The sequence below is a fragment of the Stenotrophomonas sp. NRRL B-14846 genome (genome assembly GCF_050473585.1).
In the GTDB taxonomy this organism is placed as follows: Bacteria; Pseudomonadota; Gammaproteobacteria; order Xanthomonadales; family Xanthomonadaceae; genus Stenotrophomonas.
Genome location: NZ_JBFLUN010000022.1, coordinates 3,467,730 through 3,489,141, shown reverse-complemented (window position 1 = coordinate 3,489,141; position 21,412 = coordinate 3,467,730). Strand labels below are relative to the sequence as shown.

21 protein-coding genes are annotated in these 21,412 nt (G+C 67.4%); 9 read left to right on the top strand and 12 right to left on the bottom strand.

Annotated features, from left to right (window positions below; translation table 11 throughout):
* Positions 1 to 235 precede the first annotated feature (235 nt).
* A complete protein-coding gene (locus AB1281_RS18300) occupies positions 236 to 622 on the top strand; it encodes a VOC family protein (RefSeq protein WP_430346602.1) in 387 nt (128 codons plus the stop codon).
* 113 nt (positions 623 to 735) lie between these two features.
* On the opposite strand, the gene AB1281_RS18295 is transcribed toward AB1281_RS18300, so the two are convergent.
* From AB1281_RS18295 to pdhA, 4 genes are read right to left on the bottom strand one after another with little or no spacing between them, the layout of a single operon-like run.
* Entirely contained in the window at positions 736 to 2,124 is a 1,389-nt protein-coding gene (locus AB1281_RS18295) for a dihydrolipoamide acetyltransferase family protein (RefSeq protein WP_430346601.1), read from the bottom strand.
* Complete coding sequence (locus AB1281_RS18290) at positions 2,121 to 2,474, bottom strand: SH3 domain-containing protein (protein ID WP_005411349.1); 354 nt, start codon at positions 2,472 to 2,474, stop codon at positions 2,121 to 2,123. The genes AB1281_RS18295 and AB1281_RS18290 overlap by 4 nt, the downstream gene beginning before the upstream one ends.
* Before the next feature lies 1 nt (position 2,475).
* The gene (locus AB1281_RS18285) at positions 2,476 to 3,543 is read right to left on the bottom strand and encodes an alpha-ketoacid dehydrogenase subunit beta (RefSeq protein WP_019338598.1); all 1,068 of its coding nucleotides are present in this window, start codon (positions 3,541 to 3,543) and stop codon (positions 2,476 to 2,478) included.
* Positions 3,536 to 4,618 carry a pyruvate dehydrogenase (acetyl-transferring) E1 component subunit alpha gene (gene pdhA, locus AB1281_RS18280; protein WP_430346600.1) on the bottom strand — a complete coding sequence of 361 codons (1,083 nt, stop codon included), beginning with the start codon at positions 4,616 to 4,618 and terminating at the stop codon, positions 3,536 to 3,538. The genes AB1281_RS18285 and pdhA overlap by 8 nt, the downstream gene beginning before the upstream one ends.
* A gap of 335 nt (positions 4,619 to 4,953) precedes the next feature.
* Between pdhA and AB1281_RS18275 the strand changes: the two genes are divergently transcribed.
* From AB1281_RS18275 to AB1281_RS18260, 4 genes are all read left to right on the top strand, one after another.
* On the top strand, positions 4,954 to 5,829 hold the full coding sequence (locus tag AB1281_RS18275; RefSeq protein ID WP_430346599.1) for a tryptophan 2,3-dioxygenase: 876 nt from the start codon (positions 4,954 to 4,956) through the stop codon (positions 5,827 to 5,829).
* 181 nt (positions 5,830 to 6,010) lie between these two features.
* Positions 6,011 to 7,510: a peptide MFS transporter gene (locus tag AB1281_RS18270; protein ID WP_087923848.1), complete on the top strand. Its 1,500-nt coding sequence runs from the start codon at positions 6,011 to 6,013 to the stop codon at positions 7,508 to 7,510.
* Positions 7,511 to 7,529: 19 nt separating this feature from the next.
* Positions 7,530 to 8,129: a thioredoxin family protein gene (locus AB1281_RS18265; RefSeq protein ID WP_430346598.1), complete on the top strand. Its 600-nt coding sequence runs from the start codon at positions 7,530 to 7,532 to the stop codon at positions 8,127 to 8,129.
* A 222-nt stretch (positions 8,130 to 8,351) separates the two neighbouring features.
* Positions 8,352 to 9,491 (top strand): hypothetical protein, encoded by a 1,140-nt coding sequence (locus AB1281_RS18260; RefSeq protein ID WP_430346597.1) that lies wholly within the window; start codon positions 8,352 to 8,354, stop codon positions 9,489 to 9,491.
* A gap of 80 nt (positions 9,492 to 9,571) precedes the next feature.
* Here the strand turns inward: AB1281_RS18260 and AB1281_RS18255 are convergent, their stop codons facing one another.
* Complete coding sequence (locus tag AB1281_RS18255) at positions 9,572 to 10,066, bottom strand: MarR family winged helix-turn-helix transcriptional regulator (RefSeq protein WP_042359011.1); 495 nt, start codon at positions 10,064 to 10,066, stop codon at positions 9,572 to 9,574.
* 129 nt (positions 10,067 to 10,195) lie between these two features.
* On the opposite strand from AB1281_RS18255, the gene hppD reads away from it, so the two are divergent.
* Positions 10,196 to 11,308: a 4-hydroxyphenylpyruvate dioxygenase gene (gene hppD / locus AB1281_RS18250; protein WP_014038757.1), complete on the top strand. Its 1,113-nt coding sequence runs from the start codon at positions 10,196 to 10,198 to the stop codon at positions 11,306 to 11,308.
* Between the two features lie 103 nt (positions 11,309 to 11,411).
* Complete coding sequence (hmgA, locus tag AB1281_RS18245; RefSeq protein WP_430346596.1) at positions 11,412 to 12,710, top strand: homogentisate 1,2-dioxygenase; 1,299 nt, start codon at positions 11,412 to 11,414, stop codon at positions 12,708 to 12,710.
* A gap of 83 nt (positions 12,711 to 12,793) precedes the next feature.
* Here hmgA and AB1281_RS18240 read toward each other — a convergent pair whose 3' ends face one another.
* Entirely contained in the window at positions 12,794 to 13,342 is a 549-nt protein-coding gene (locus AB1281_RS18240) for a hypothetical protein (protein ID WP_430346595.1), read from the bottom strand.
* Positions 13,343 to 13,467: 125 nt separating this feature from the next.
* Here AB1281_RS18240 and AB1281_RS18235 point away from each other — a divergent pair, with 125 nt between their 5' ends.
* Positions 13,468 to 14,082, top strand: a complete 615-nt coding sequence (locus AB1281_RS18235) for a hypothetical protein (RefSeq protein WP_430346594.1) — start codon at positions 13,468 to 13,470, stop codon at positions 14,080 to 14,082.
* 73 nt (positions 14,083 to 14,155) lie between these two features.
* A complete protein-coding gene (locus tag AB1281_RS18230) occupies positions 14,156 to 15,121 on the top strand; it encodes a sodium:calcium antiporter (RefSeq protein WP_430346593.1) in 966 nt (321 codons plus the stop codon).
* An 87-nt stretch (positions 15,122 to 15,208) separates the two neighbouring features.
* Here the strand turns inward: AB1281_RS18230 and AB1281_RS18225 are convergent, their stop codons facing one another.
* Genes AB1281_RS18225 through AB1281_RS18200 form a run of 6 tightly spaced genes read right to left on the bottom strand, consistent with a single transcriptional unit; the run spans position 15,209 to position 21,134 of the window.
* Positions 15,209 to 15,598 carry a Na+/H+ antiporter subunit G gene (locus AB1281_RS18225; RefSeq protein ID WP_049443927.1) on the bottom strand — a complete coding sequence of 130 codons (390 nt, stop codon included), beginning with the start codon at positions 15,596 to 15,598 and terminating at the stop codon, positions 15,209 to 15,211.
* Complete coding sequence (locus tag AB1281_RS18220) at positions 15,595 to 15,879, bottom strand: K+/H+ antiporter subunit F (protein ID WP_006399171.1); 285 nt, start codon at positions 15,877 to 15,879, stop codon at positions 15,595 to 15,597. The genes AB1281_RS18225 and AB1281_RS18220 overlap by 4 nt, the downstream gene beginning before the upstream one ends.
* Entirely contained in the window at positions 15,876 to 16,382 is a 507-nt protein-coding gene (locus tag AB1281_RS18215) for a Na+/H+ antiporter subunit E (RefSeq protein ID WP_014038751.1), read from the bottom strand. The genes AB1281_RS18220 and AB1281_RS18215 overlap by 4 nt, the downstream gene beginning before the upstream one ends.
* Positions 16,379 to 17,914, bottom strand: coding sequence for a monovalent cation/H+ antiporter subunit D (locus AB1281_RS18210; RefSeq protein WP_430346592.1), 1,536 nt, complete (start codon positions 17,912 to 17,914; stop codon positions 16,379 to 16,381). The genes AB1281_RS18215 and AB1281_RS18210 overlap by 4 nt, the downstream gene beginning before the upstream one ends.
* Complete coding sequence (locus tag AB1281_RS18205) at positions 17,911 to 18,303, bottom strand: Na+/H+ antiporter subunit C (RefSeq protein ID WP_430346591.1); 393 nt, start codon at positions 18,301 to 18,303, stop codon at positions 17,911 to 17,913. The genes AB1281_RS18210 and AB1281_RS18205 overlap by 4 nt, the downstream gene beginning before the upstream one ends.
* Entirely contained in the window at positions 18,303 to 21,134 is a 2,832-nt protein-coding gene (locus AB1281_RS18200) for a monovalent cation/H+ antiporter subunit A (protein ID WP_430346590.1), read from the bottom strand. The genes AB1281_RS18205 and AB1281_RS18200 overlap by 1 nt, the downstream gene beginning before the upstream one ends.
* Positions 21,135 to 21,412: the final 278 nt, after the last annotated feature.

The window sequence follows — 21,412 nt, the reverse complement described above, 5'->3', positions numbered from 1 at the left end:
TTGCTCGACTGCTTCTGTGCTTCGCTTCCTGCTTCTGGGGGAGGGCGGCCTTCGCTCTTTGCTCCTGGTAGGGGGCGAGTTTGCTCGACCGCCTTTGATCTTCGCAAACAGCAGTCGAGCAAGCTCGACCTCTACCAAGGCAGGGGCAACAGCAGTCGATCACGCTCGAGGCTACTGACAGAATCTGTCAGCAGGGCCGTACCACCATGAACGCTCCCAACAACGGAGGTTCCCCATGTTCACGCCCAGCACCCTGCTGCAGTACGTGCGCGACGTCGCCACCAGCGCCACTTTCTACAGTGGCATTCTCGGCAAGCCACCGGTCGAGCAGTCGCCCGGCTTTGCCTTGTTCCTGCTCGGCGATGGCGCCGCACTGGGCCTGTGGCAACGCGACGACGTGCAGCCGCCGGTGTCCGCACAGGCCGGTGCCGCCGAACTGGCGATGGTGGTCGCCAACCCGGAGACCGTGCAGCAGATGCACGATGCGTGGCGCGGCCTCGGCGTGCAGATTCTGCAGGCACCGGTGACACTGGAGTTCGGCCACACCTTCGTCGGTGCCGACCCTGATGGTCACCGCCTGCGCGTGTACAGCCGCGCCGAGGGCATGGTCGCGCGCGATTGATCGCCTACATTGTGTAGATCCACGCCATGCGTGGATGCAGGCATAAAAAAACGCCGGGCAGTGCCCGGCGTTCTTTTCAATTCATGTGCCAACCAAGGTTGGCACCCACCTGATCAGCTGGCCAGCGCCAGGTCGTCCATCATCGCGCGCAGGAAGCGTGCGGCTTCGCCGCCGGTGGCTGCGCGGTGGTCGAAGGTGACCGACAGCGGGATCACCTTGTGCGCTTCCACGCCGCCCATCACCGGGGTCATCTGGTGGCGGGCACGGCCGGCACCGACGATGGCCACGCATGGCGGCACCACGACCGGGGTCGCGTAGCGGCCGGCGAACATGCCGAAGTTGGACAGCGAGATGGTGTAGCCGCTCAGTTCCGAGGCGGCGATCGAACGCGATTCCACCTGCTCGCGCAGGCGGTTGACGCCTTCGCGGATGCCGCGTGCGTCGAGCATGTCGGCGTTGCGCAGTGCCGGCACGAACAGGCCGTCGTCGGTGTCCACGGCGATGCCGATGTCCACCTGCGCGTGCAGGGTACGGGTCAGCGCCTCACCGTCGAACCAGGCGTTCATCGCCGGCACCTTCTGCGCGGCGACCACGATCGAGCGCACCAGGCGCGCGGTGACGTCGTTGCCCGGCAGCCAGGCGTGGATGTCGGCGTCGTCGTTCAGCGTGGTCGGCACGACCTTGCTGTGCGCATCGGCCATCACGCGCGCCATGTTGCGGCGCACGCCCTTCAGCGGTTCCGGCTGGCCCTTGGCGACCACGCCCGGTGGCTGGGTGCGCATCGGCTTGCCGGCGGCAGACAGCGGGGTGCGCGCTTCGCTCTGCACCGGGGCCGACACCTGCACCGGGGCCGGCGCGGCATACGCAGCAGCGGCAACCGGTGCCGGCGCGGCGCCGAGCTTGGCGGTGCCGTTGGCGGCGGCCTGCTTGACGTCGGCCATGGTGACCGCGCCATCGGTACCGGTAGCGGCCACGCGGCTCAGGTCCACGCCCAGCTTGCGCGCCATCGCACGCACGGCCGGCACGGCCTTGACGCCACCGACGGCCAGCGCCTGTTCGGCGTGCACGGCATTGGAGCTCTGCATCGCGCCGACCACGGTACCGGCGTCATCACGCTCGGCAGCGGCCGGCTTGGCGGCTTCGGCGGCCACCGGTGCAGCGGCGGCCGGCAGCGGCGGCGGGGTCGGTGCGGCCGCCGGTGCAGCGTGGCCATGGCTGTGGCCGGTGTCCTGGCCATCGGCTCGCTGCGGCAGGTTCGGGTCCAGCGCGAAGCTGGCCAGCACCGAGCCGGTCGGGATGATGTCGCCTGCGGCGCCGGACAGCTTCAGCACCTTGCCGGAGAACGGCGAGGGCACTTCGACGACGGCCTTGGCGGTCTCCATCGAGACCAGCGGCTCGTCCAGCTTGATCACATCGCCTTCCTTGACGAACCACTCGACGATGGTCGCGTCCGGCAGGCCTTCGCCCAGGTCGGGCAGGTTGAAGTTCTTGGTCTGGCTCATTTGCAGTTCTCTTCCAGCAGTTCCAGTTCGCGGGCCGGCAGCCAACCCGTCGCGCCATTGGCGCGCTCGGACCACCACCACCCGCCGTGTTCGTGATGAAGCTTCACCATCTCGCCGCTTTCCACATCCAGCTCGCGGGCGTCGTAGTCGCACAGCGCTTCGGCGCGACCCTCGTCCAGCAGCTGCAACCAGGCGATGGGCGCCCATCCAGCGCGCCCATCGTTGGTGCGTACCCAGGCAAACGCCGGCCATTCCTCGTCACGGACACCTACTTCGACGATCTGGCCGGTGTGGAACCGGAGCGGGTTGGGATACTGGCTGCGGTAAGCCCCCAGAAGGCGGGCCCGCATGTCAGCCGGCCGCCACCGCGCGCTTGGCCGCAGCCACGATCCGCTCAACGCTCGGCAGGTACTTCATTTCCAGGCGGAACAGCGGAATGTGGGTGTCGTAGCCAGTGACGCGCTCGACCGGGGCCAGCAGGTCGTAGATCGATTCCTCGGCCAGGCGCGCGGCGATCTCGGCGCCGAAGCCCGCGGTCTTCGGGGCCTCCTGCACGATCACGCAGCGGCCGGTCTTGGCCACCGATTCGGCGATGGTGGCGAAGTCCAGCGGACGCAGCGTGGCCACGTCGATGACTTCGGCACTGATGCCTTCGCCGGCCAGCTTGTCGGCCGCTTCCAGCGCTTCCTTCACCTGCGCGCCCCAGGTCACCAGGGTCACGTCGGTGCCGTCGCGCAGCACGAAGCAGACGTCCAGCGGCAAGGCTTCGCCGTCGTTGACCACCACTTCCTTGTACTGGCGGTAGATGCGCTTGGGCTCCATGTAGATCACCGGATCCGGCTCGCGGATCGCGGCCAGCAGCAGGCCGTAGGCGCGCTGCGGCGACGACGGCAGCACCACGCGCAGGCCCGGCACGTTGGTGAAGATCGCCTCGTTGGCTTCGCTGTGGTGTTCCGGCGCGCGGATGCCACCGCCCCACGGCACGCGCAGCACCATCGGGCAGTGCAGGCGGCCACGCGTGCGGTAACGCAGGCGTGCGGCGTGGCAGACGATATGGTCGACCATCGGGTACATGAAACCGTCGAACTGGGCCTCGGCCACCGGCTTCATGCCCTGCGCGGCCAGGCCGATGGTCAGGCCGGCGATGGTGGTTTCATCCAGCGGGGTGTCGAGGATGCGTTCGGAGCCGAAGCGCTGCTGCAGGCCGGCGGTGGCGCGGAACACGCCGCCGTTGACGCCCACGTCCTCGCCCAGCACCAGCACCGACGGGTCGTGCTCCAGCTCCCAGGCCAGTGCCTGGGTGATGGCTTCGATCAGGGTGATGGGGGTGGTGGTCATGCTCTCTTCTCCGCGCGCGACGGCGGCGCTGTCGGCGGCGTTGGTGTGCGCGCCGGGCGCGCCGTTCTTGATCTCATCCATGGCGCTTCTCCAGGGCGATCGCCTGGGCACGCTGGGCCAGCAGGTCCGGCGGCGGATCGGCATACAGGAAGTCGAACATCGCCTCGACCGGCTGCACCGGCGTGTTGAGGTACAGGTTCACTTCCTCGTCCACGCGCGCGCCGCACTCGGCGGTCCAGGCGCCTTCTTCTTCCTCGCTCCACACGCCGGCGTTGATCAGGTACTTGCGCAGGCGCAGCATCGGCTCGCGCTGCCAGGCATCCTTCACTTCGGCGTCGTCGCGGTAGCGGCGTGCGTCATCGGCGGTGGTGTGGTCGGACAGGCGGTAGGTCATCAGTTCCAGCACGGTGCCGCCGTCGCCGGCCAGCGCACGTTCGCGCGCCTGCTCCATGGCGGCCAGCACCGCGATCAGGTCGTTGCCGTCCACCTGCAGGCAATGCAGGCCGCCGGCCAGGCCCTTCTGCGCCAGCGTCTCGGCGCCGGTCTGGGCCGAACGCGGAACCGAGATGGCCCAGCCGTTGTTGACGATGCACAGGATCAGCGGCAGCTTGTAGGCGCCGGCCGAATTCAGTGCCGCGTAGAAGTCGGTCTTGGAGCTGCCGCCGTCGCCGCACACCGCCACGGCGATCTGCGGTTCCTTGTTGAGCTTGAACTTCAGCGCGGCGCCTGCGGCATGCAGGCACTGGGTGGAGATCGGCACGCAGAACGGGAAGTCCTTGGCCGCGTTGCCACCGTAGTCGTTGCCGCGCTCGTCGCCGCCCCAGTACATCAGCACGTCGTGCGGGCGCACGCCACGCATGAACATCGCGCCATACTCGCGGTACGAAGGCGCGAATACGTCGTCCTTCTGCATCGCAGCGCCGATACCCACGTGCGCGGCTTCATGGCCCAGGCAGGCGGCATAGGTGCCCAGCTTGCCGGTGCGCTGCAGCGCAATGGATTTGCTGTCGAACGTACGTACGAACAGCATCTGCTTGAACAGCGGTACCAGGACCTTGGGGTCGCGCAGCGACGCGGGCAGGTCATCGCGGACGAGCTTGCCGTCCGCGTCCAGGTACTGCAGGTATTCGATCTTGAATTCAGCGGCAACCGTCATTGCGTACTGCACCTTCGACAGAGAAGTTACAAATGATATGAATCGCCATGTTAAGGAACGCGTACGGAATAGCCTTCCTGCGCCGCAACACGGCGATTCCCCGTTTTACCCCTGCCGGCGGGTGGGGGGCCAATAACAACAACGTATTCAGTCGTTGCTGCAAAGCATCAGAATACGCCTCTGGCTGACCGCCAGTACAACGGCCTGGACGGTTCCACGCGCAGGCCCGGCATCGGCCGATGCTCCACGACCAACCGCACGCCCCGGTATGGACCCGGCGGCTGCCAGCGCGGCGGCAACGCGCTACCCTTGCCGCCCCCGATCTGGTCCCGCCCATGTCCGTCGACAACAACCAACGCGATCTCGAAGCCGGCATCCACACCGACCTGCAGGGACGCCTGACCTACGGCGGCTACCTGCGGCTGGACCAGCTGCTCAGCGCGCAGCAGCCGCTGTCCAGCCCGCCGCACCACGACGAGATGCTCTTCATCATCCAGCACCAGACCTCGGAGCTGTGGCTGAAGCTGCTCGGCCACGAACTGCGCGCGGCGATCGGCTTCCTGCAGCGCGATGAAGTCTGGCAGTGCCGCAAGGTGCTGGCGCGCAGCAAGCAGGTGCTGCGCCAGCTCACCGAGCAGTGGTCGGTGCTGGAAACGCTGACCCCGTCCGAATACATGGGTTTCCGCGACGTGCTGGGCCCGTCTTCGGGCTTCCAGTCGCTGCAGTACCGCTACATCGAGTTCCTGCTGGGCAACAAGAACGCGCAGATGCTGCAGGTGTTCGAGCATGACCCGGCCGGGCAGGCGCAGCTGCGCATCGTGCTGGAAGCGCCCAGCCTGTACGAGGAATTCCTGAAGTACCTGGCCCGCTTCGGCCATGCCGTGCCGGCGGTGTACGAATCCCACGACTGGACCCAGCCGCATGTGGCCGACGACGCACTGCAGCCGGTCTTCGAGCGCATCTACCAGGACACCGACCGCTACTGGCGCGAGTATTCGCTGTGCGAGGACCTGGTGGACCTGGAGACCGCCTTCCAGCTGTGGCGATTCCGACACATGCGCACGGTGATGCGGGTGATCGGCTTCAAGCGCGGGACCGGTGGCTCATCCGGCGTGGGCTTCCTGGCCAAGGCGCTGGAGCTGACCTTCTTCCCCGAACTGTTCCAGGTGCGCACCAGCCTGCAGGCAGCGCCCCCGGCAGATCTGGGCTGACCCCCATTCAGCTTTGACCCCGGCGATTGGCTGGATCGTTTCAGATGCAAGTTCAGCGAGCAGGCCGTGACCTGCCTCAAACGGCGTGTATTTGACGTGAACGCCAGAAGTCGGTGATCCTCGCGCGTTGCTCCAACTGCACATCGGACGTGCTCGTCATCCACCGAACCAGGAAATCCGCATGAGCGTAAACGCCACTGCGAACACCCCAGAGCCGGCGCTGCCGGACTTCAAGACCACGCTGGGCCACCCGCGCCCGTTGTGGATGCTGTTCATGACCGAGTTCTGGGAGCGCTTTGCGTTCTACGGCATCCGCTGGGCCTTGGTGCTGTACATCGTCGCCCAGTTCTACAACGGCAGCGCTGCCGGTGAAGGCGACGCCAGCCGCATCTATGGCGCCTACCTGGCCCTGGTGTACGCCGCGGCGATCTTCGGTGGCTACGTGGCCGACCGGGTACTGGGTTACCAGCGCTCGATCCTGACCGGCGCGATCATCATGGCCGCCGGCCTGTTCATGATCTCGCTGCCGCAGGAGCACATCTTCAAGCTCGGCCTGGCCACGATCATCGTCGGCAACGGCCTGTTCAAGCCCAACATCTCGACCATGGTCGGCAAGCTGTACGGCCTGAAGGATGAGCGCCGCGACTCGGGCTTCACCATCTTCTACATGGGCATCAACATCGGCGCGATGATCGCACCGGTGCTGACCGAGTACCTGGCCCGCAAGGTCTTCGGTACCGACGCGATGCCGTCCTACAAGGTCGTGTTCATCGCTTCGGGCGTGGGCATGCTGATCTCGCTGGTGTGGTTCTACATCGGTCGTGCCGGCCTGAAGGGCATCGGTGCACCGCCGGCCGGCGCTGAAGGCTTCGGCCGCATCATCATGGTGCTGGCCGGTGCCGTGGTCGCCATCCCGGTTGCGTACTTCCTGCTGGCTACCGGCGCCACCGCGCTGGCCTGGATCCTGGGTGCGATGTTCACCGCCCTGGCCATCCTGCTGCTGGTCGAGGGCGTCCGCGAGGGCAAGGTACAGCGCGACCGCGTGATCGCCATGCTGATCATCTTCGCCTTCAACGTGATGTTCTGGATGTTCTTCGAACAGGCCGGCAGCTCGTTCACCTTCCTGGCCGAGAACATCGTCAACCGCCAGTTCGGTGACTGGACCTTCCCGACCGCGTGGTTCCAGTCGGTCAACTCGGTGGCCATCATCACCCTGGCGCCGATCATCGCCTGGATCTGGGTGGCCATGGGCCGCGCCAATCCGTCCATTCCGCGCAAGTTCGGCCTGGGCCTGCTGTTCAACGGCGCTGCCTTCGCGCTGCTGATGTTCGCCCTGTCGCAGATGGTCGTGGACGGCAAGATCCCGTTCTGGACCCTGTTCATGGTCTACGTCATCCAGTCCGTGGGTGAGCTGTGCCTGTCGCCGATCGGCCTGTCGATGGTGACCAAGCTGGCCCCGGTGCGCCTGGTCGGCTTCGGCATGGGTGGCTGGTTCCTGTCCACCGGCATCGGCAACAACCTGTCGGGCATCTTCGCTGGCGTGGTCAGTGGTGAAGGCGGCATGACGGTCGAGTCGGCCCTGAAGGGGTATACCTTCGGGTTCTGGGCCCTGATCGGCTCCGGCGTGGTGCTGTTCCTGGTCGCCCCGCTGATCAACAAGCTGATGCACGGCGTCAAATGATGATGAGAGGGTAGAAGGCATGCGTAGCAAGCTCGGTAGTGCAGTGGTGGTGGTCTGTGCGGCGCTGATCGGCGCCTGTTCCCAACCGCAACCGCCTGCCGCTGCCGAGCCTACGCAGCCCCTGGATACCCGACCCACCGAGCCACCGGTCGCTGACCCCAGCGAACCGGTGGCCTCGGGCAACACCCCGGTGGCGGCGGACATCGCCGCCATCGCCGGGCTCGGCGCGCAGTTCGACCCGGCCCGCGACCCCGCCGACGATCTGGCCACCGCCAAGGTGGAAGCCCAGCGCGGCAAGAAGCGCATCCTGCTGGAGGTCGGCAACGCCGCCTGTGATCGCTGCCAGGCGCTGGACGAGATGGTGGAAGGCAACGGCGACCTGCGCCGCTTCCGCGATGCCCACTACGTGTGGGTGAAGGTCAACGCCAGCGACGAACAGCCCAACGCCGCCTTCTTCGGCCAGTACCCGGTGATGGAACGCGACTACCCGTACCTGCTGGTGCTCGACGCCGATGGCGGCCTGCTGGTGTCGCAGGCGACCAGCGAGCTGCGCAAGGGCGAAGCCTTCCAGGCCGCACGGGTGACCGCCTTCCTCAAGCAGTGGGCGCCTGACCGGTAGTGCCGGCCGCTGGCCGGCAACCTCGATGGGTGCCGCCTGCTGGTCAGCATGCTCTGGTGGGTGCCGACCGTTGGTCGGCACTGAGGCACATCCGCGCATGGCGTGGCTCTACTGCGCGCGCCGTCACACTCTCTGAATCGGCGTCTCAACTTCACCGTGAGCACGCCGTTACCGGCAAGGACCTCAGTCGACGCCCCGTCGACGCAACCTACCGGAACGCCCATGCACAGCGACCACGCCGAACGATTGCCCGAACCTGCCAGCGACCTGGCCGAGGGTGGGGCAGGCGAGGGCGTGACCCTGCCGCCGCAGGAGGCGCTGCTGGATGACGCCGGTACCGGCGAGGACACCGTCGAACTGGCGCCGCCGCGTCACCGCCTGCCGCAGATCGCGCTGCCCGACAACGTGGTGCTGAAGGGCGCGGTGCAGAAGCTGGTCGAGCAGAAATCGAGGCTCGATGCATTGGCTGCCGAAGGCCAGCTGGCCGGGTTGCTGCCGCCGGAATGGCAGGGGCATGGCGTACGCGCGATCGAACTGTCCACCTTCATCCAGGGCGTGTTGCCGTTCCTGCAGCCGGGCGAGCGTGGTGAGACCGCACCGGCGCGGCTGCCGGTACGCCACGTGCTCGGTGACGACAGCCGCTGGGGCCTGGACGATGTCGCCGAACCGAAATCGCTGGCGTGGTACCTGGCCAGTGACGAACGCGCCACTGCCGGCAGCAAGGACGTCGCAGAAGCCTACCTGGTGGGTGCACTCGGCCTGGCGTGGATGCAGGAAGGGCGCAGCCGCCCCGGCTTCCTGCGTGAGATGGGCCAGGACAGCCTGGCCGCGCGGGTGACCATGCTCGGCTACCCGCCGGCCAACGAACTGGCGCTGTACAGCGTCACTGCGCACGGCCAGGCGCAGATCTGGTGCGTGCACGGTCGCCGCCGCATGCGCCCGCTGGTGGCGCCGTGGCTGAGCGTGCCGCTGCTGACCGCCTACGGCGTGCCGGCGCCGGCCGCGTGGCCATCCAGCTTCCCGCCGGTGGAGGCGGTTGCGGAGCTGCTGGCGACCGCTCGCCTGGGACGCGCGCTGCCGGAAGTGGACCTGGGCAAGGTCGTGGCGAAGATCGCCGAAGATGCCGCGTCGGATGCCTGGCAACCGGTCAGTCTGCTGCAGCTCAACACCTGGTCACCGCGCTGGCATTTCTTCCTGGGCACCTTCGTCGGCCTGCCGTCGCTGCTACTGGTGGCTGCCGCGCTGGCGCTGCCGGGGGCGGTCGAAGCCGCCACCGTCGCGGCCTCGCTCGGCTTCGCCGGCGGTGCCATCGCCGCGCTGGCGGTGCCGTGGATCCATGCGCGGCGCAAGCACCTGAGCTGAAAAAAGGGACGGAGGGGATTAAGTCGTATCAGGCACACATGTGCTGATTGCGACTTAATCCCCTCCGTCCCCTTTTTCCTTCAGACCCCTTCGCCCATCCGCTCCAGGCCTTCGCCGGCCAGGCGCAGGATCAGCTTCTCCAGTACCTGCTCTTCCTCGTCGCTCAGCACCGACATCAGCTTGCGGGTGATCTCGATCACCATCGGCGCGATGGTCTCGTACACCTCGAAACCGGCCGCCGACAGCGCCAGCACCGAGCGGCGGCGGTCGTCGCCGTGGGTCTCGCGCTTGATGAAACCGCGTTCCAGCAGGCGGGCCACGGCGCGGCTGACCGCCACCTTGTCCATCGCCGTGCGGTCGGAGACCTCGCTGGCCGAGGAGCCCGGGTACAGCGCCAGGATGGTGATCACCCGCCACTCGGGGATCGCCAGACCGTAACGATCGCCGTATAGCTTGGCGATGTTGCCGCTGACCCGGTTGGACAGCACGCTCAGCCGGTACGGCAGGAACTGTTCCAGGTCGAGCAGGACGTGCGAGGCACGCAGGCGGGTCGAAACGGGATCGGCGGGGCTCATGTTGCGGTGCACCTTGCTGGTGGTTTCAAGTGTAACTATAAGGGGTGGGTCCAGACCCTGCATTCTCGCCGGGTCCCTACCTGCCCGCACCTGGTTTGTACCGATGCGGTACCGATTCGGAGCCACGCCATGAATACCGCAGTCCCGACCGCCTCGCACCCCAACCCCGGCATGCAGGTCACCACCTTCGAGAACCCGATGGGCATCGACGGCTTCGAGTTCGTCGAATTCGCCGCCCCGGCCGGCCGTGGCCAGGAGCTGCACGAGTACTTCCGGAAGATGGGCTTCAGCGCGGTGCTCAAGCACAAGCAGCGTCCGATTACCGTCTATCGCCAGGGCGACGTCAACTTCCTGGTCAATGAAGACCCCGATTCGTTCGCCTCGGACTTCGCCGAAAAGCATGGCCCGTGCGCCTGCGGCTTTGCCATCCGCTTCAAGAAGCCGGGCGCGGAGGTCTACCAGACCGCGCTGGGCAACGGCGCCGAAGCCATCGCCTTCAAGCCGGACAGCAAGGCGGTCAGCGCGCCGGTCATCAAGGGCATCGGCGACTGCATGCTGTACCTGGTCGATCGCTATGGCAGCGCCGGCAGCATCTTCGACGGCGACTACGAGCCGATCGCCGGCGCCGACCTGCACCCGGTGGGCTTCGGCCTGACCTTCATCGACCACCTGACCCACAACCTGTACTTCGGCAACATGCAGCAGTGGTCGGATTACTACGAGCGTCTGTTCAACTTCCGCGAGATCCGCTACTTCGACATCAAGGGCCTGAAGACCGGCCTGGTGTCCAAGGCGATGACCGCACCGGACGGCATCGTGCGCATTCCGCTGAACGAATCGTCTGACCCGAAGAGCCAGATCAACGAGTACCTGGACGCATACAAGGGCGAGGGCATCCAGCACATCGCCTGCTTCACCGAGAACATCTACGAGACCGTCGAAGCGATGCGCGCGCAGGGCGTGGACTTCCTCGACACGCCGGAAACCTACTTCGACGTGATCGACCAGCGCGTGCCGAACCACGGTGAAGACGTGGCGCGCCTGGCGAAGAACAAGATCCTGATCGACGCCGATCCGGAAACCCACCAGCGCAAGCTGCTGCAGATCTTCACCCAGAACTGCATCGGCCCGATCTTCTTCGAGATCATCCAGCGCAAGGGCAACGAAGGCTTCGGCGAAGGCAACTTCACCGCGCTGTTCGAAAGCATCGAGCGCGACCAGATCCGCCGCGGCGTGCTGTAACGTTCAACGGTAGCGCCGGGTCATGCCCGGCGCCTGCTCATCTGTAGAGCCGAGCCATGCTCGGCTGCTTTCCGTTCCGGTCTCGCCGTACCCAGGAGCCCCCATGTCAACCGCCATCACCGCCCGCGGCTACCAGTCCGGTTTCGGCAACGAATTCGCCACCGAGGCCGTCGCCGGCGCGCTGCCGGTCGGGCAGAACTCGCCACAGAAGGTGGCCCACGGCCTGTACGCCGAACAGTTGACCGGCACCGCCTTCACCGCGCCGCGTGGCAGCAATCGCCGCAGCTGGCTGTACCGGATCCGTCCGGCGGTGACCCATGGTGAGTTCACCCCGTTCGCGCAGTCGCAGCTGCAGTGTGATTTCGGCGCACAGCCGGCCTCGCCGAACCAGCTGCGCTGGAGCCCGCTGCCGCTGCCGGAGCTGCCGACCGACTTCGTCGAGGGCCTGTACACGATGGGCGGCAACGGCTCGCCCGACGCGCATGCCGGCGTGGGCATCCACCTCTACGCGGCCAACCGCGACATGGTCGGCCGCTACTTCTACGACGCCGACGGTGAACTGCTGATCGTGCCGCAGCTGGGCGCGCTGCGCCTGCTGACCGAGCTGGGCGTGATCGAGATCGAACCGCAGCAGATCGCGGTGATCCCGCGCGGCGTGCGCTTCCGCGTCGAACTGCCCGATGGCCCGAGCCGCGGCTACATCTGCGAGAACTACGGCGCGCTGCTGAAGCTGCCCGACCTCGGCCCGATCGGTTCCAACGGCCTGGCCAACCCGCGCGACTTCGAGACCCCGCATGCGGCGTTCGAGGATGTCGATGGCGATTTCGAACTGATCGCCAAGTTCGAGGGCCGCCTGTGGCGTGCGCCGATCGACCATTCGCCGCTGGACGTGGTGGCCTGGCACGGCAATTACGCGCCGTACCGCTACGACCTGCGCCGCTTCAACACCATCGGTTCGATCAGCTACGACCATCCGGACCCATCGATCTTCCTGGTGCTGCATTCGCCCAGCGACACGCCTGGCACCAGCAACATGGACTTCGCGATTTTCCCACCGCGCTGGCTGGTGGCGCAGAACACGTTCCGCCCGCCGTGGTTCCACCGCAACATCGCCAGCGAGTTCATGGGCCTGGTGCATGGTGCGTATGACGCCAAGGCAGAGGGCTTCGTGCCGGGTGGCGCATCGCTGCACAACTGCATGAGCGGCCACGGCCCGGATGCGCCCACGTTCGACAAGGCGTCCAATGCGGACCTGTCAAAGGCGGACGTGATCAAGGACACGATGGCCTTCATGTTCGAGACCCGTGCGGTGATCCGTCCGACCGCGCAGGCGTTGGCCGCTGGCCATCGCCAGGGCGATTACCAGCAGTGCTGGAACGGCCTGCGCAACAACTTCCGCTGACCCGAAAAAGGGGACGGAGGGGATTAAGTCGCAATCAGCACACGTGTGCTGATTGCGACTTAATCCCCTCCGTCCCTTTTTCTTCAGGCGGCTTCGGCGAACGCGTCGCAATGCTCCAGCGGCAGCGCTTCCAGCAGGCGTTGGCGCACGCGCTGGCAATAGCCCTCCGAGGTCAGCCCGGGCAGCATCTGCATCGCCGAGTGCAGCACCTGCAGTACTTCACTTTCGGCGCGTGCCTGCTGCAGGTCGCGGAACAGCGCCGCCGCCTGCGGATGGCGCTGCATTTCCAGGATGCCCAGCACGTAGATGCGCGCAGCTACCAGCGAGCGGCGGCGCTCCACTGCGGTGGCCGGGGTTGCCGCAGGTGCCGGGGATGGTGGTGCGGGCGGAACCGGCGCTGCCGCGGGTGCCGGCGACGGCGGTGGGGCCGCGGCGGCGGTACCGGTGCTCAGGTAGCCGGCCTGCACCAGCTGGATGACCATGGCCGGCGCGTCCTGGCCGAGCAGGCCGGTCAGGTCGGCAATGCTGCGCTGGCCGTCGCACAGGATCAGCAACCGGCGCTGGCGCATGTCCAGCGGCGCGCGGTGGGCCTGCAGCGCGGTTCGGGCGAGATCGGTCTTGCGCGGTTGCATGGAAGGGACAGCCAAGTCGGTGCACGCCGAGCCTGAACGAGGGCGATGAAACGGCGATGACAATGCAGCATCTGCACGTGTGCTGCGCTAGCGTGCAGCTACCTTCGTGCCAGGGAACCGCACCGATGAAGCACCTTCCGATTGCCGGTCTTTTGCTGCTGTCGCTCACCGCCTGCAACCGCAGTGCCGAGGCCCCGTCGCCGACCACCGCTGCCCCTGGTACGGGCACCGCAGCCACGTCTGCGCCGATGGCCCCGGCCGCCGAGCAGGGCCCGGCACGCCTGGACGGATTCGCCGGCGCAACGCTGGGCGCCGGTATCGCCGAGGTCCGCAGTGGTTTTGGCACGCCGCTGCAGGGCCTGGGCACCGACGCCAGTGGCAAGCCGTTGCCGGCCGACGACGGTAACGACGGCTGTTACTTCCTGCGCCCGCAGGATGCCGAAGACCCGCGCCTGATGATCGAAGGCCGCAAGCTGGTGCGCTACGACGTGCGCAGCGCGGCCATCGCCGCACCGGGCGGCGGCAAGGTCGGCATGACCCTGGGCGAGCTGCAGGTGCTGTACCCCGAGCGCGGTGACGTCGGCCCCGACAAGTACGACGAGAAGGCCCAGCACCTGCGCGTGCGTCCGGCGCAGGAGGGTGGGGCGGTGATCGACTTCGCGCTCGGTGCCGATGGCCGGGTCAATGCCTGGCGCGTCGGGCAGACCCCGCAGGTCGATTATGTGGAAGGCTGTGGCTGATCCTTGATCCACGGCCCAGCCATGCGCGCGGGGCCAGCGTAGAATCGCGCCACCACTGCTGGGGGAGTGCTCGATGATCGCCATTGCCATTGCCTGGTTCCTGCTCGGCCTGCTGTTGCTGGCGCTGGGCGGGGACTCCATCGTCAAGGCCGTGTCCGGCCTGGCCCAGCGCTTCGGGGCCAGCCCGTTCACTGCCGGGCTGCTGCTGCTCGGGGTGACCACCTCGTTGCCGGAACTGGCGGTCAACGCGCGCGCGTTGGCGGTCGGCCAACCCGAGCTGGCGCTGGGCAATGCCGTCGGCAGCAGCATCGTCAACCTGGGCTTGACCCTGGCGCTGGCGGCGATTGCCGCGCCGCTGCTGCTGCGCGCGCGCCTGCAGACGGTGCTGTGGTGGTCGCTGCTGGCAGCCGGCGGCGTGCTGATCCTGTTCGGGCTGGATGGTCGCCTGGCGCGCTGGGAAGGCGGCGTGCTGGTGGCAGGCTTCATCGTCGTGCAGGTACTGCTGCTGCGTCGTGGCCGCAGCGAGAGCGCCGTGGTGCAGGCGGCCATCGCCGAATCCGCGCTGAGCCGCACCAGCCTGCCGTTGAACGTGCTGCGGGTGCTGATTGCGGCGCTGACGCTGTACTGGGGCGCGCGCCTGGTGGTGGGTGCGGCAGCGGACTTCGGTGCCGCGTTGGGCTGGACGCCGCTGCTGGTCGGCCTGCTGCCGGTGGCAATCGGCACCGCATTGCCGGAGGTCGCCACCGCCATCGCCGCCGCGCGTCGCGGTCACGGCGACATGGTGCTGGGCCACGTGCTGGGCTCAAGCGTAGTCAACCTGCTGCTGGTGATCGGTGCGATGGCGATGCTGCAGCCGTTGGCGTTGCCGGCCTCGTTCGTGCGCCTGGAACTGCCGGCGCTGCTGGCGTTCGCGCTGGTGCTGTACCCGATGCTGCGTGGCGACCTGAAGATCAGCCGCAGCGAAGGCGGAATCCTGCTGGTCGCCTTCGTCGGCTGGTTCGTGCTGGAACTGCTGCTGGTGGGCGCACCGGCGTTGTAGATCCATGCCATGCGTGGATGCGGTCGATTTCGTGCCGACCAACGGTCGGCACCCACCGGGCGTCACCCTGCCGGCCAGCGGCCGGCCCTACCGGTTCTGCGCGTGCTCTTCTTCCCGCACCGGTTCCGGCGGCGGCAGCTGCTCTTCGGCGGCCGGTTCGTTGCCCGGCAGGCTGGGGCGGGTTTCCATCAGCAGCGACAGCGCGGCCTTGGCCATCATGTGGGCGCTGATCGGCGCGGTGATGAACAGGAACACGGTGATCAGCAGCTCGCGCGGCTGCGGGTCCTGGCCGAGGAAGATGTGGTAGCACACCGAACACACCAGCACGCAGCCCACGCCCAGCGTGCTGGCCTTGGTCGGTGCATGCAGGCGCTTGAAGAAGGTGGACAGCTTCACCAGCCCCAGTGCGCCGACCAGGATGAAGAAGCAGCCGAACAGCAGCAGGATCGACAGGCCGATCTGGATCGCGGTGATCATTCGACGATATCCCGGCGCAGCACGAATTTGCTCAGCACCACGGTGCTGCCGAAGCCGAGCATGGCGATGACCAGTGCGGCTTCGAAGTAGATCGCGGAGTTGAGGTACATGCCGAACAGCATCAGCTCGGCGATGGCGGTCACCGACAGGGTGTCCAGTGCGAGGATGCGGTCGGGCACGGTCGGCCCGCGCAGCAGGCGCCAGGTGGCCAGCAGCATGGCCAGGCCGACCACGTGCATGCACACCACCAGCGTGGTCTGGATGATCTGGAATCCAGTCATGGGAAGATCTCCATCAACGGCGCCTCGTAGCGGCGCTTGATCGTATCGATCAGGTCCTGTGGGTCCTCCAGGTGCAGCACGTGCACCAGCAGGAACTTCCGGTCGTCGCTGAGCGCGGCCGAGACCGTGCCCGGGGTCAGGGTGATCATGCTGGTCAGCGCGGCGATGCCGTGGATGTTGGCGATGTCCAGCGGCAGCCAGATGAAACCCGGGTGGATGTTCTTCTCAGGGCCCAGTACCTGGATCGCCACGCGGATGTTGGACATCAGGATGTCCCACAGGGTCACGCACAGCAGTTTCGGCAACGGGCGCAGGGTGCCGATGCGGGCGAACTCGCGGTCGAGGCGTGCGGCGAACAGCGGCACTACCACGCCCAGCAGCAGGCCCAGCACGATCTGGCCGAGGGTGAAGCTGTCGGACATCAGCAGCCAGAACGCCACCACCATGATGCTGAGCATCGGCGAGGGAATCAGGCGACGGAACAGGGAGCGCTGGGCGGTCATGGCTGGCGGATCTCCGGTGCGGTCGCGCGCAGCTGCTGCACGTACTCGCTGGGTTGCAGCAGCTGTGCAGCGGTGGCGTCGGTGTAGCGCATCAGCGGCGCGGCGGCGAGGGTCATGCCGATACCGTAGGCCAGCAGGACGCAGGCGGCGTACAGCTCGACCCGGCGCAGGCGTGCCTTGCGCGGCTTCGGTGCATCGGCCTCGACCGGCGGAACGCGCCAGAACAGGCGGATGCCGCCGCGTGTCAGGCCCATGATCACCAGCAGGCTGCTGACCAGCACCGCGGTCCACACCGGCCCGGTGTACTGCGCCGGCATGCCGGCCAGCAGCGCGGCCTTGGCCAGGAAGCCGGACAGCGGCGGCAGGCCAGCCACCGACACCGCGCCGATCAGGAACAGCACCGCCGGGGTTTCCTTGCCCGGCATCGGTGCCACCACTTCCTTGCGGTCGCTGGCGCCACCGCGGCGGCGGCGGATCAGGTCGGCAATCAGGAACAGCGCGGCGGCGACGAAGCTGCTGTGCGGCAGGTAGTACAGGCCGGCCGAGAGCACCTTGGGCGTACCCACCGAGAAGGCGATGAACAGCGTGGCCGCCGACACGATCACCAGGTACGAGATCAGCACGCGCAGGCGGGTCGCGGCCAGAGCGCCGAGGCCACCCAGCACCAGCGTCGCCACGCCGGCCCACAGCAGCCAGTCGCGGCCGTAGCCGGCCATCGCGCCGGCGTCGTCGCCGAACCACAGCATCTGGATGCGCAGCACCGAATACAGGCCGACCTTGGTCATGATCGCGAACAGCGCGGCCACGGCCGCCGGTGCACGCGAATAGGCCTCCGGCAGCCACAGGTACAGCGGCATCAGTGCGGCCTTGGCGCAGAACACCAGCAGCAACAGGCCCATCGTCGCCTTCACCAGGGTCAGCTGCGCCGGCGGCACTTCGGCGATGCGCTGCGACAGCTCGGCCATGTTCAGCGAACCCAGCGAGGCGTACAGCAGGCCCAGCGCGATCAGGAACAACGTCGAGGCGGTGACGTTGAACACCACGTAATGCAGGCCGATGCGCATGCGCAGGCCGCGGCCACCACTGAGCAGCAGGCCGTAGGAGGCGATCAGCATCACCTCGAAGAACACGAACAGGTTGAAGATGTCGCCGGTCAGGAACGCACCGTTGAGGCCGACCAGCTGGAACTGGAACAGTGCATGGAAGTGCGGCGCGCGGCGGTCCCAGCCAGAGCAGGCATGCAGCAGGCAGGGAATGGCCAGCAGCAGGGTGGTCAGCAGCATCCATGCCGACAGCCGGTCGGCCACCAGCGCGATGCCCAGCCGCGACGGCCAGTCGCCCAGCAGGTAGACGCTGATGTCACCGCTGGCGGTGGTGGCGAACAGCAGGCTCACCGCCAGCGCCAGCGCCGACAGCGAGGTCCAGGCCACCGCGCGCTGCACCCTGGGGCCATAGCGGCGGTGTTCGACGAACAGCGACAGCGCAGCACCCAGCAGCGGAATCAGGATCGGCAGGATCACCAGGTGGTTCATGCGCGGTCCTCGCCCTGGCGCGGCGGCACACCCTCATCCTGCAGGTCGTCATCCGGCTCGTGGGCGTCCACGTGGTCGCTGTGGTTGTCGCTGCGGCTGCGCATGGCCAGCACGATGCTCACGGCGGTCATCGCGAAGGCGATCACGATCGCGGTCAGCACCAGCGCCTGCGGCAGCGGATCGGTGTAGTTGCCCAGGTGGCTGTCCACGCCCTCCTGCAGCACGGGTGCCTTGCCCAGCACCACGCGGCCACCGGCGAAGATCAGCAGGTTGGTCGCATAGGACAGGAAGGTCATGCCGAGGATCACATCGAAGCTGCGCGCACGCAGCAGCAGGTAGATGCCGATGGCGGTCAGCACGCCGATCGCGGAGGCCAGGGCCAGTTCCATCAGTGCATCTCCCCGGTACGTGCCGAGCGGCGTTGCAGGTCGATCTCGCCCTTGCGTGCGGTGCGGGTACGAGAGGGTTTCACGGTGGCCATCATCGACAGCATCAGCATCGCGCCACCGAACACCACCAGATACACGCCGATATCGAAGCCGATCGCGCTGGCCAGCGGCACGTCGCCGATCAGCGGCAGGTACAGGTCGAGGTGGCCGCTGGTCAGGAACGGCACGCCGAACAGCATCGAGGCGCTGCCGCTGAGGATGGCGATCAGCAGGCCCATGCCGATGCAGCGGATGTAGTCGAAGCCGAAGCGCGATTCCACCGACGCGGTGCCCTGGATCACGTACTGGATCAGCAGCGGCACCGCCAGCACCAGGCCGGCGATGAAGCCACCGCCCGGCGCGTTGTGGCCGCGCAGGAACAGGAAGATCGACACGGTCAGGGTCAGCGGGAACATGATCTGCGCCAGGTCGGCCGGCACCGGCAGCTTGATCGGCGGGCCGGGCATGATCTGCTCCGGTGCCATCCGCGTGCGCCGCAGCAGTGCGTGTACCACCAGCGCGGCAATGCCGAACACGGTGATCTCGCCGAAGGTATCGAAGCCGCGGAAGTCGACCAGGATCACGTTGACCACGTTCTGGCCGTAGGCCTCGGGCAGCGCCCGGCCCAGCAGCTCGCCGGCCATCGTGTTCGGCGGCAGGGTCATCGCGGAATAGGCCAGCGCGCCAAGGCCGGCACCGGCGATGATCGCGATCACTGCGTCACGGCGCTTGCGCCAGCGCGGCCGCTCCGGCCCGGACTGCGCAGGCAGGTAGTTCATGCCCAGCAGCATCAGCACCAGGGTCACCATCTCCACCAGCAGCTGGGTCAGCGCCAGGTCCGGCGCGGACAGGAACACGAAGGTCAGCGCCACCATCAGGCCGACGCCACCGACCAGCAGCACCGCCAGCAGGCGCTGCTTGTAGACGCGCAGCGTGGCGACCGCGCAGGCCATCATCACCAGCCACAGTGCCCAGCCCAGCAGCGGAATCGGCTGCGGCGCGGTCCAGTTCGGCGACGCCGGGTTGGCCACGAACGGCGCGGCGGCGACCACGATCGCCACCAGCACCAGGCCCAGCAGCATGCGCTGCAGGCTGCCGTTGGCGATGCCATTGGTCAGGCGCATGGCCAGCGCGGAGATCGCATCCAGCTGCGCATGGAACACGTTGCGGCCGGTAGTGCGGGTTTCCACGCCGTGCAGGTTGATCAGCTTGCGCAGGCCGAAGTACAGCGCCACGCCGCCCACCACGCCGATCGCGCTCATCGCCAGCGGCAGGTTGAAGCCGTGCCACACCGCCAGGCTGTACTCGGGCATGGCATTGCCGAGGATCGAGGCCGCGGCGGCATGCAGTACCGGCGCCACGGTCAGCGCCGGGGCCACGCCCACCGCAATGCAGATCACCACCAGCAGTTCCACCGGCACCTTCATCCAGCGCGGCGGCTCATGCGGCACGCGGTCGAGGTCGTGCGGGCCGGGGCCGAAGAAGGTGTCGTGCACGAAGCGCAGGCTGTAGGCCACGCCGAACACACCGGCCAGCAGCGCCGCGATCGATACGGCCGTGCGCATCGCGCCCGGGCCGCCGCCGGCGGTCAGCGCTTCGGCGAACAGCATTTCCTTGGACAGGAAACCGTTGAGCAACGGGATGCCGGCCATCGCCAGCGAGGCGATGATCGCCAGCGCGCTGGTGAACGGCATCAGCCTGCGCAGGCCCCCCAGCTTGCGCATGTCACGGGTGCCGGTCTCGTGGTCGATGATGCCGGCGGCCATGAACAGCGAGGCCTTGAAGGTGGCGTGGTTGAGGATGTGGAACACGCCGGCCACGACTGCCATCGGCGTGGACAGGCCGAACAGCAGGGTGATCAGGCCCAGATGGGAAATGGTCGAGTACGCCAGCAGGCCTTTCAGGTCGTGCTGGAAGATCGCGTTCCAGGCACCGATCAGCAGGGTCAGCGCGCCGATGCCGCTGACCGTGTAGAAGAACAGGTCGCTGCCCGCCAGTGCCGGATGCAGGCGCGCCAGCAGGAACACGCCGGCCTTCACCATGGTGGCCGAGTGCAGGTAGGCCGAGACCGGGGTCGGCGCCGCCATCGCGTGCGGCAGCCAGAAGTGGAACGGGAACTGCGCGCTCTTGGTGAAGATGCCGGCCAGCACCAGGAACAGCGCGTAGGGGTACAGCGCGCTGGCGCGGATCTGCTCGCCGGCGGCCAGCACCACGTCCAGGTCGAAGCTGCCGACGATGCGGCCGATCAGCAGCACGCCACCGAGCAGGGCCAGGCCGCCGCCACCGGTGATCACCAGCGCCATGCGCGCGCCTTCGCGGGCGTCCTGGCGGTGCGACCAGAAGCCGATCAGCAGGAACGAGCTGATGCTGGTCATTTCCCAGAAGATCATCAGCAACAGCAGGTTGCCCGACAGCACCATGCCCAGCATGGCGCCCATGAACAGCAGCAGGTAGCAGTAGAAGCGGTGCGCGTTGTCCTGCTGGCTCAGGTAGTAGCGCGCATACAGCACCACCAGCGCGCCGATGCCGAGCACCAGCCCGGCGAACATCCAGGCCAGTCCGTCCAGGCGCAGGGTGAAGTCCAGGCCGATCTGCGGCAGCCAGGGCACCAGGGTGCGGACCACCTGGCCATCGAGTACCGACGGGGTCAGCCAGCCGAGGATGGCGAGCCCGCCCAACGGCGCCAGCGCCGCCAGCCAGGCAGCAGTCGAGCGCGAACTACGGGGGAAGGCCGCAACAGCCGCTGCCATCAGGAACGGCAGGGCCAGCAGCAGGGGCAGGCTGGGGAGCATGCAGGGAATCCATGATTCACGAGCAGGTCAGGGAGGATAACAGGCTGCGAAATGTCGCCGAAACCCATCGAACAGCGATCAATTGCATGTAACGTTCGCTGATTCATTTTTTCTGCGGCGCAACATTGCGTTCCTGCATCACTTCCCTGGTTGCCCTCGGGGGACACCCTACGCCCACGCAGGGAGACCGCAGGCCCTGTCGCACAGGGGCTGCCGTCGACGGGCGGGCGATGGGGAGCGGATCACCGGCGCAGGCTGGCAGGGCTCCCGTGGACTAC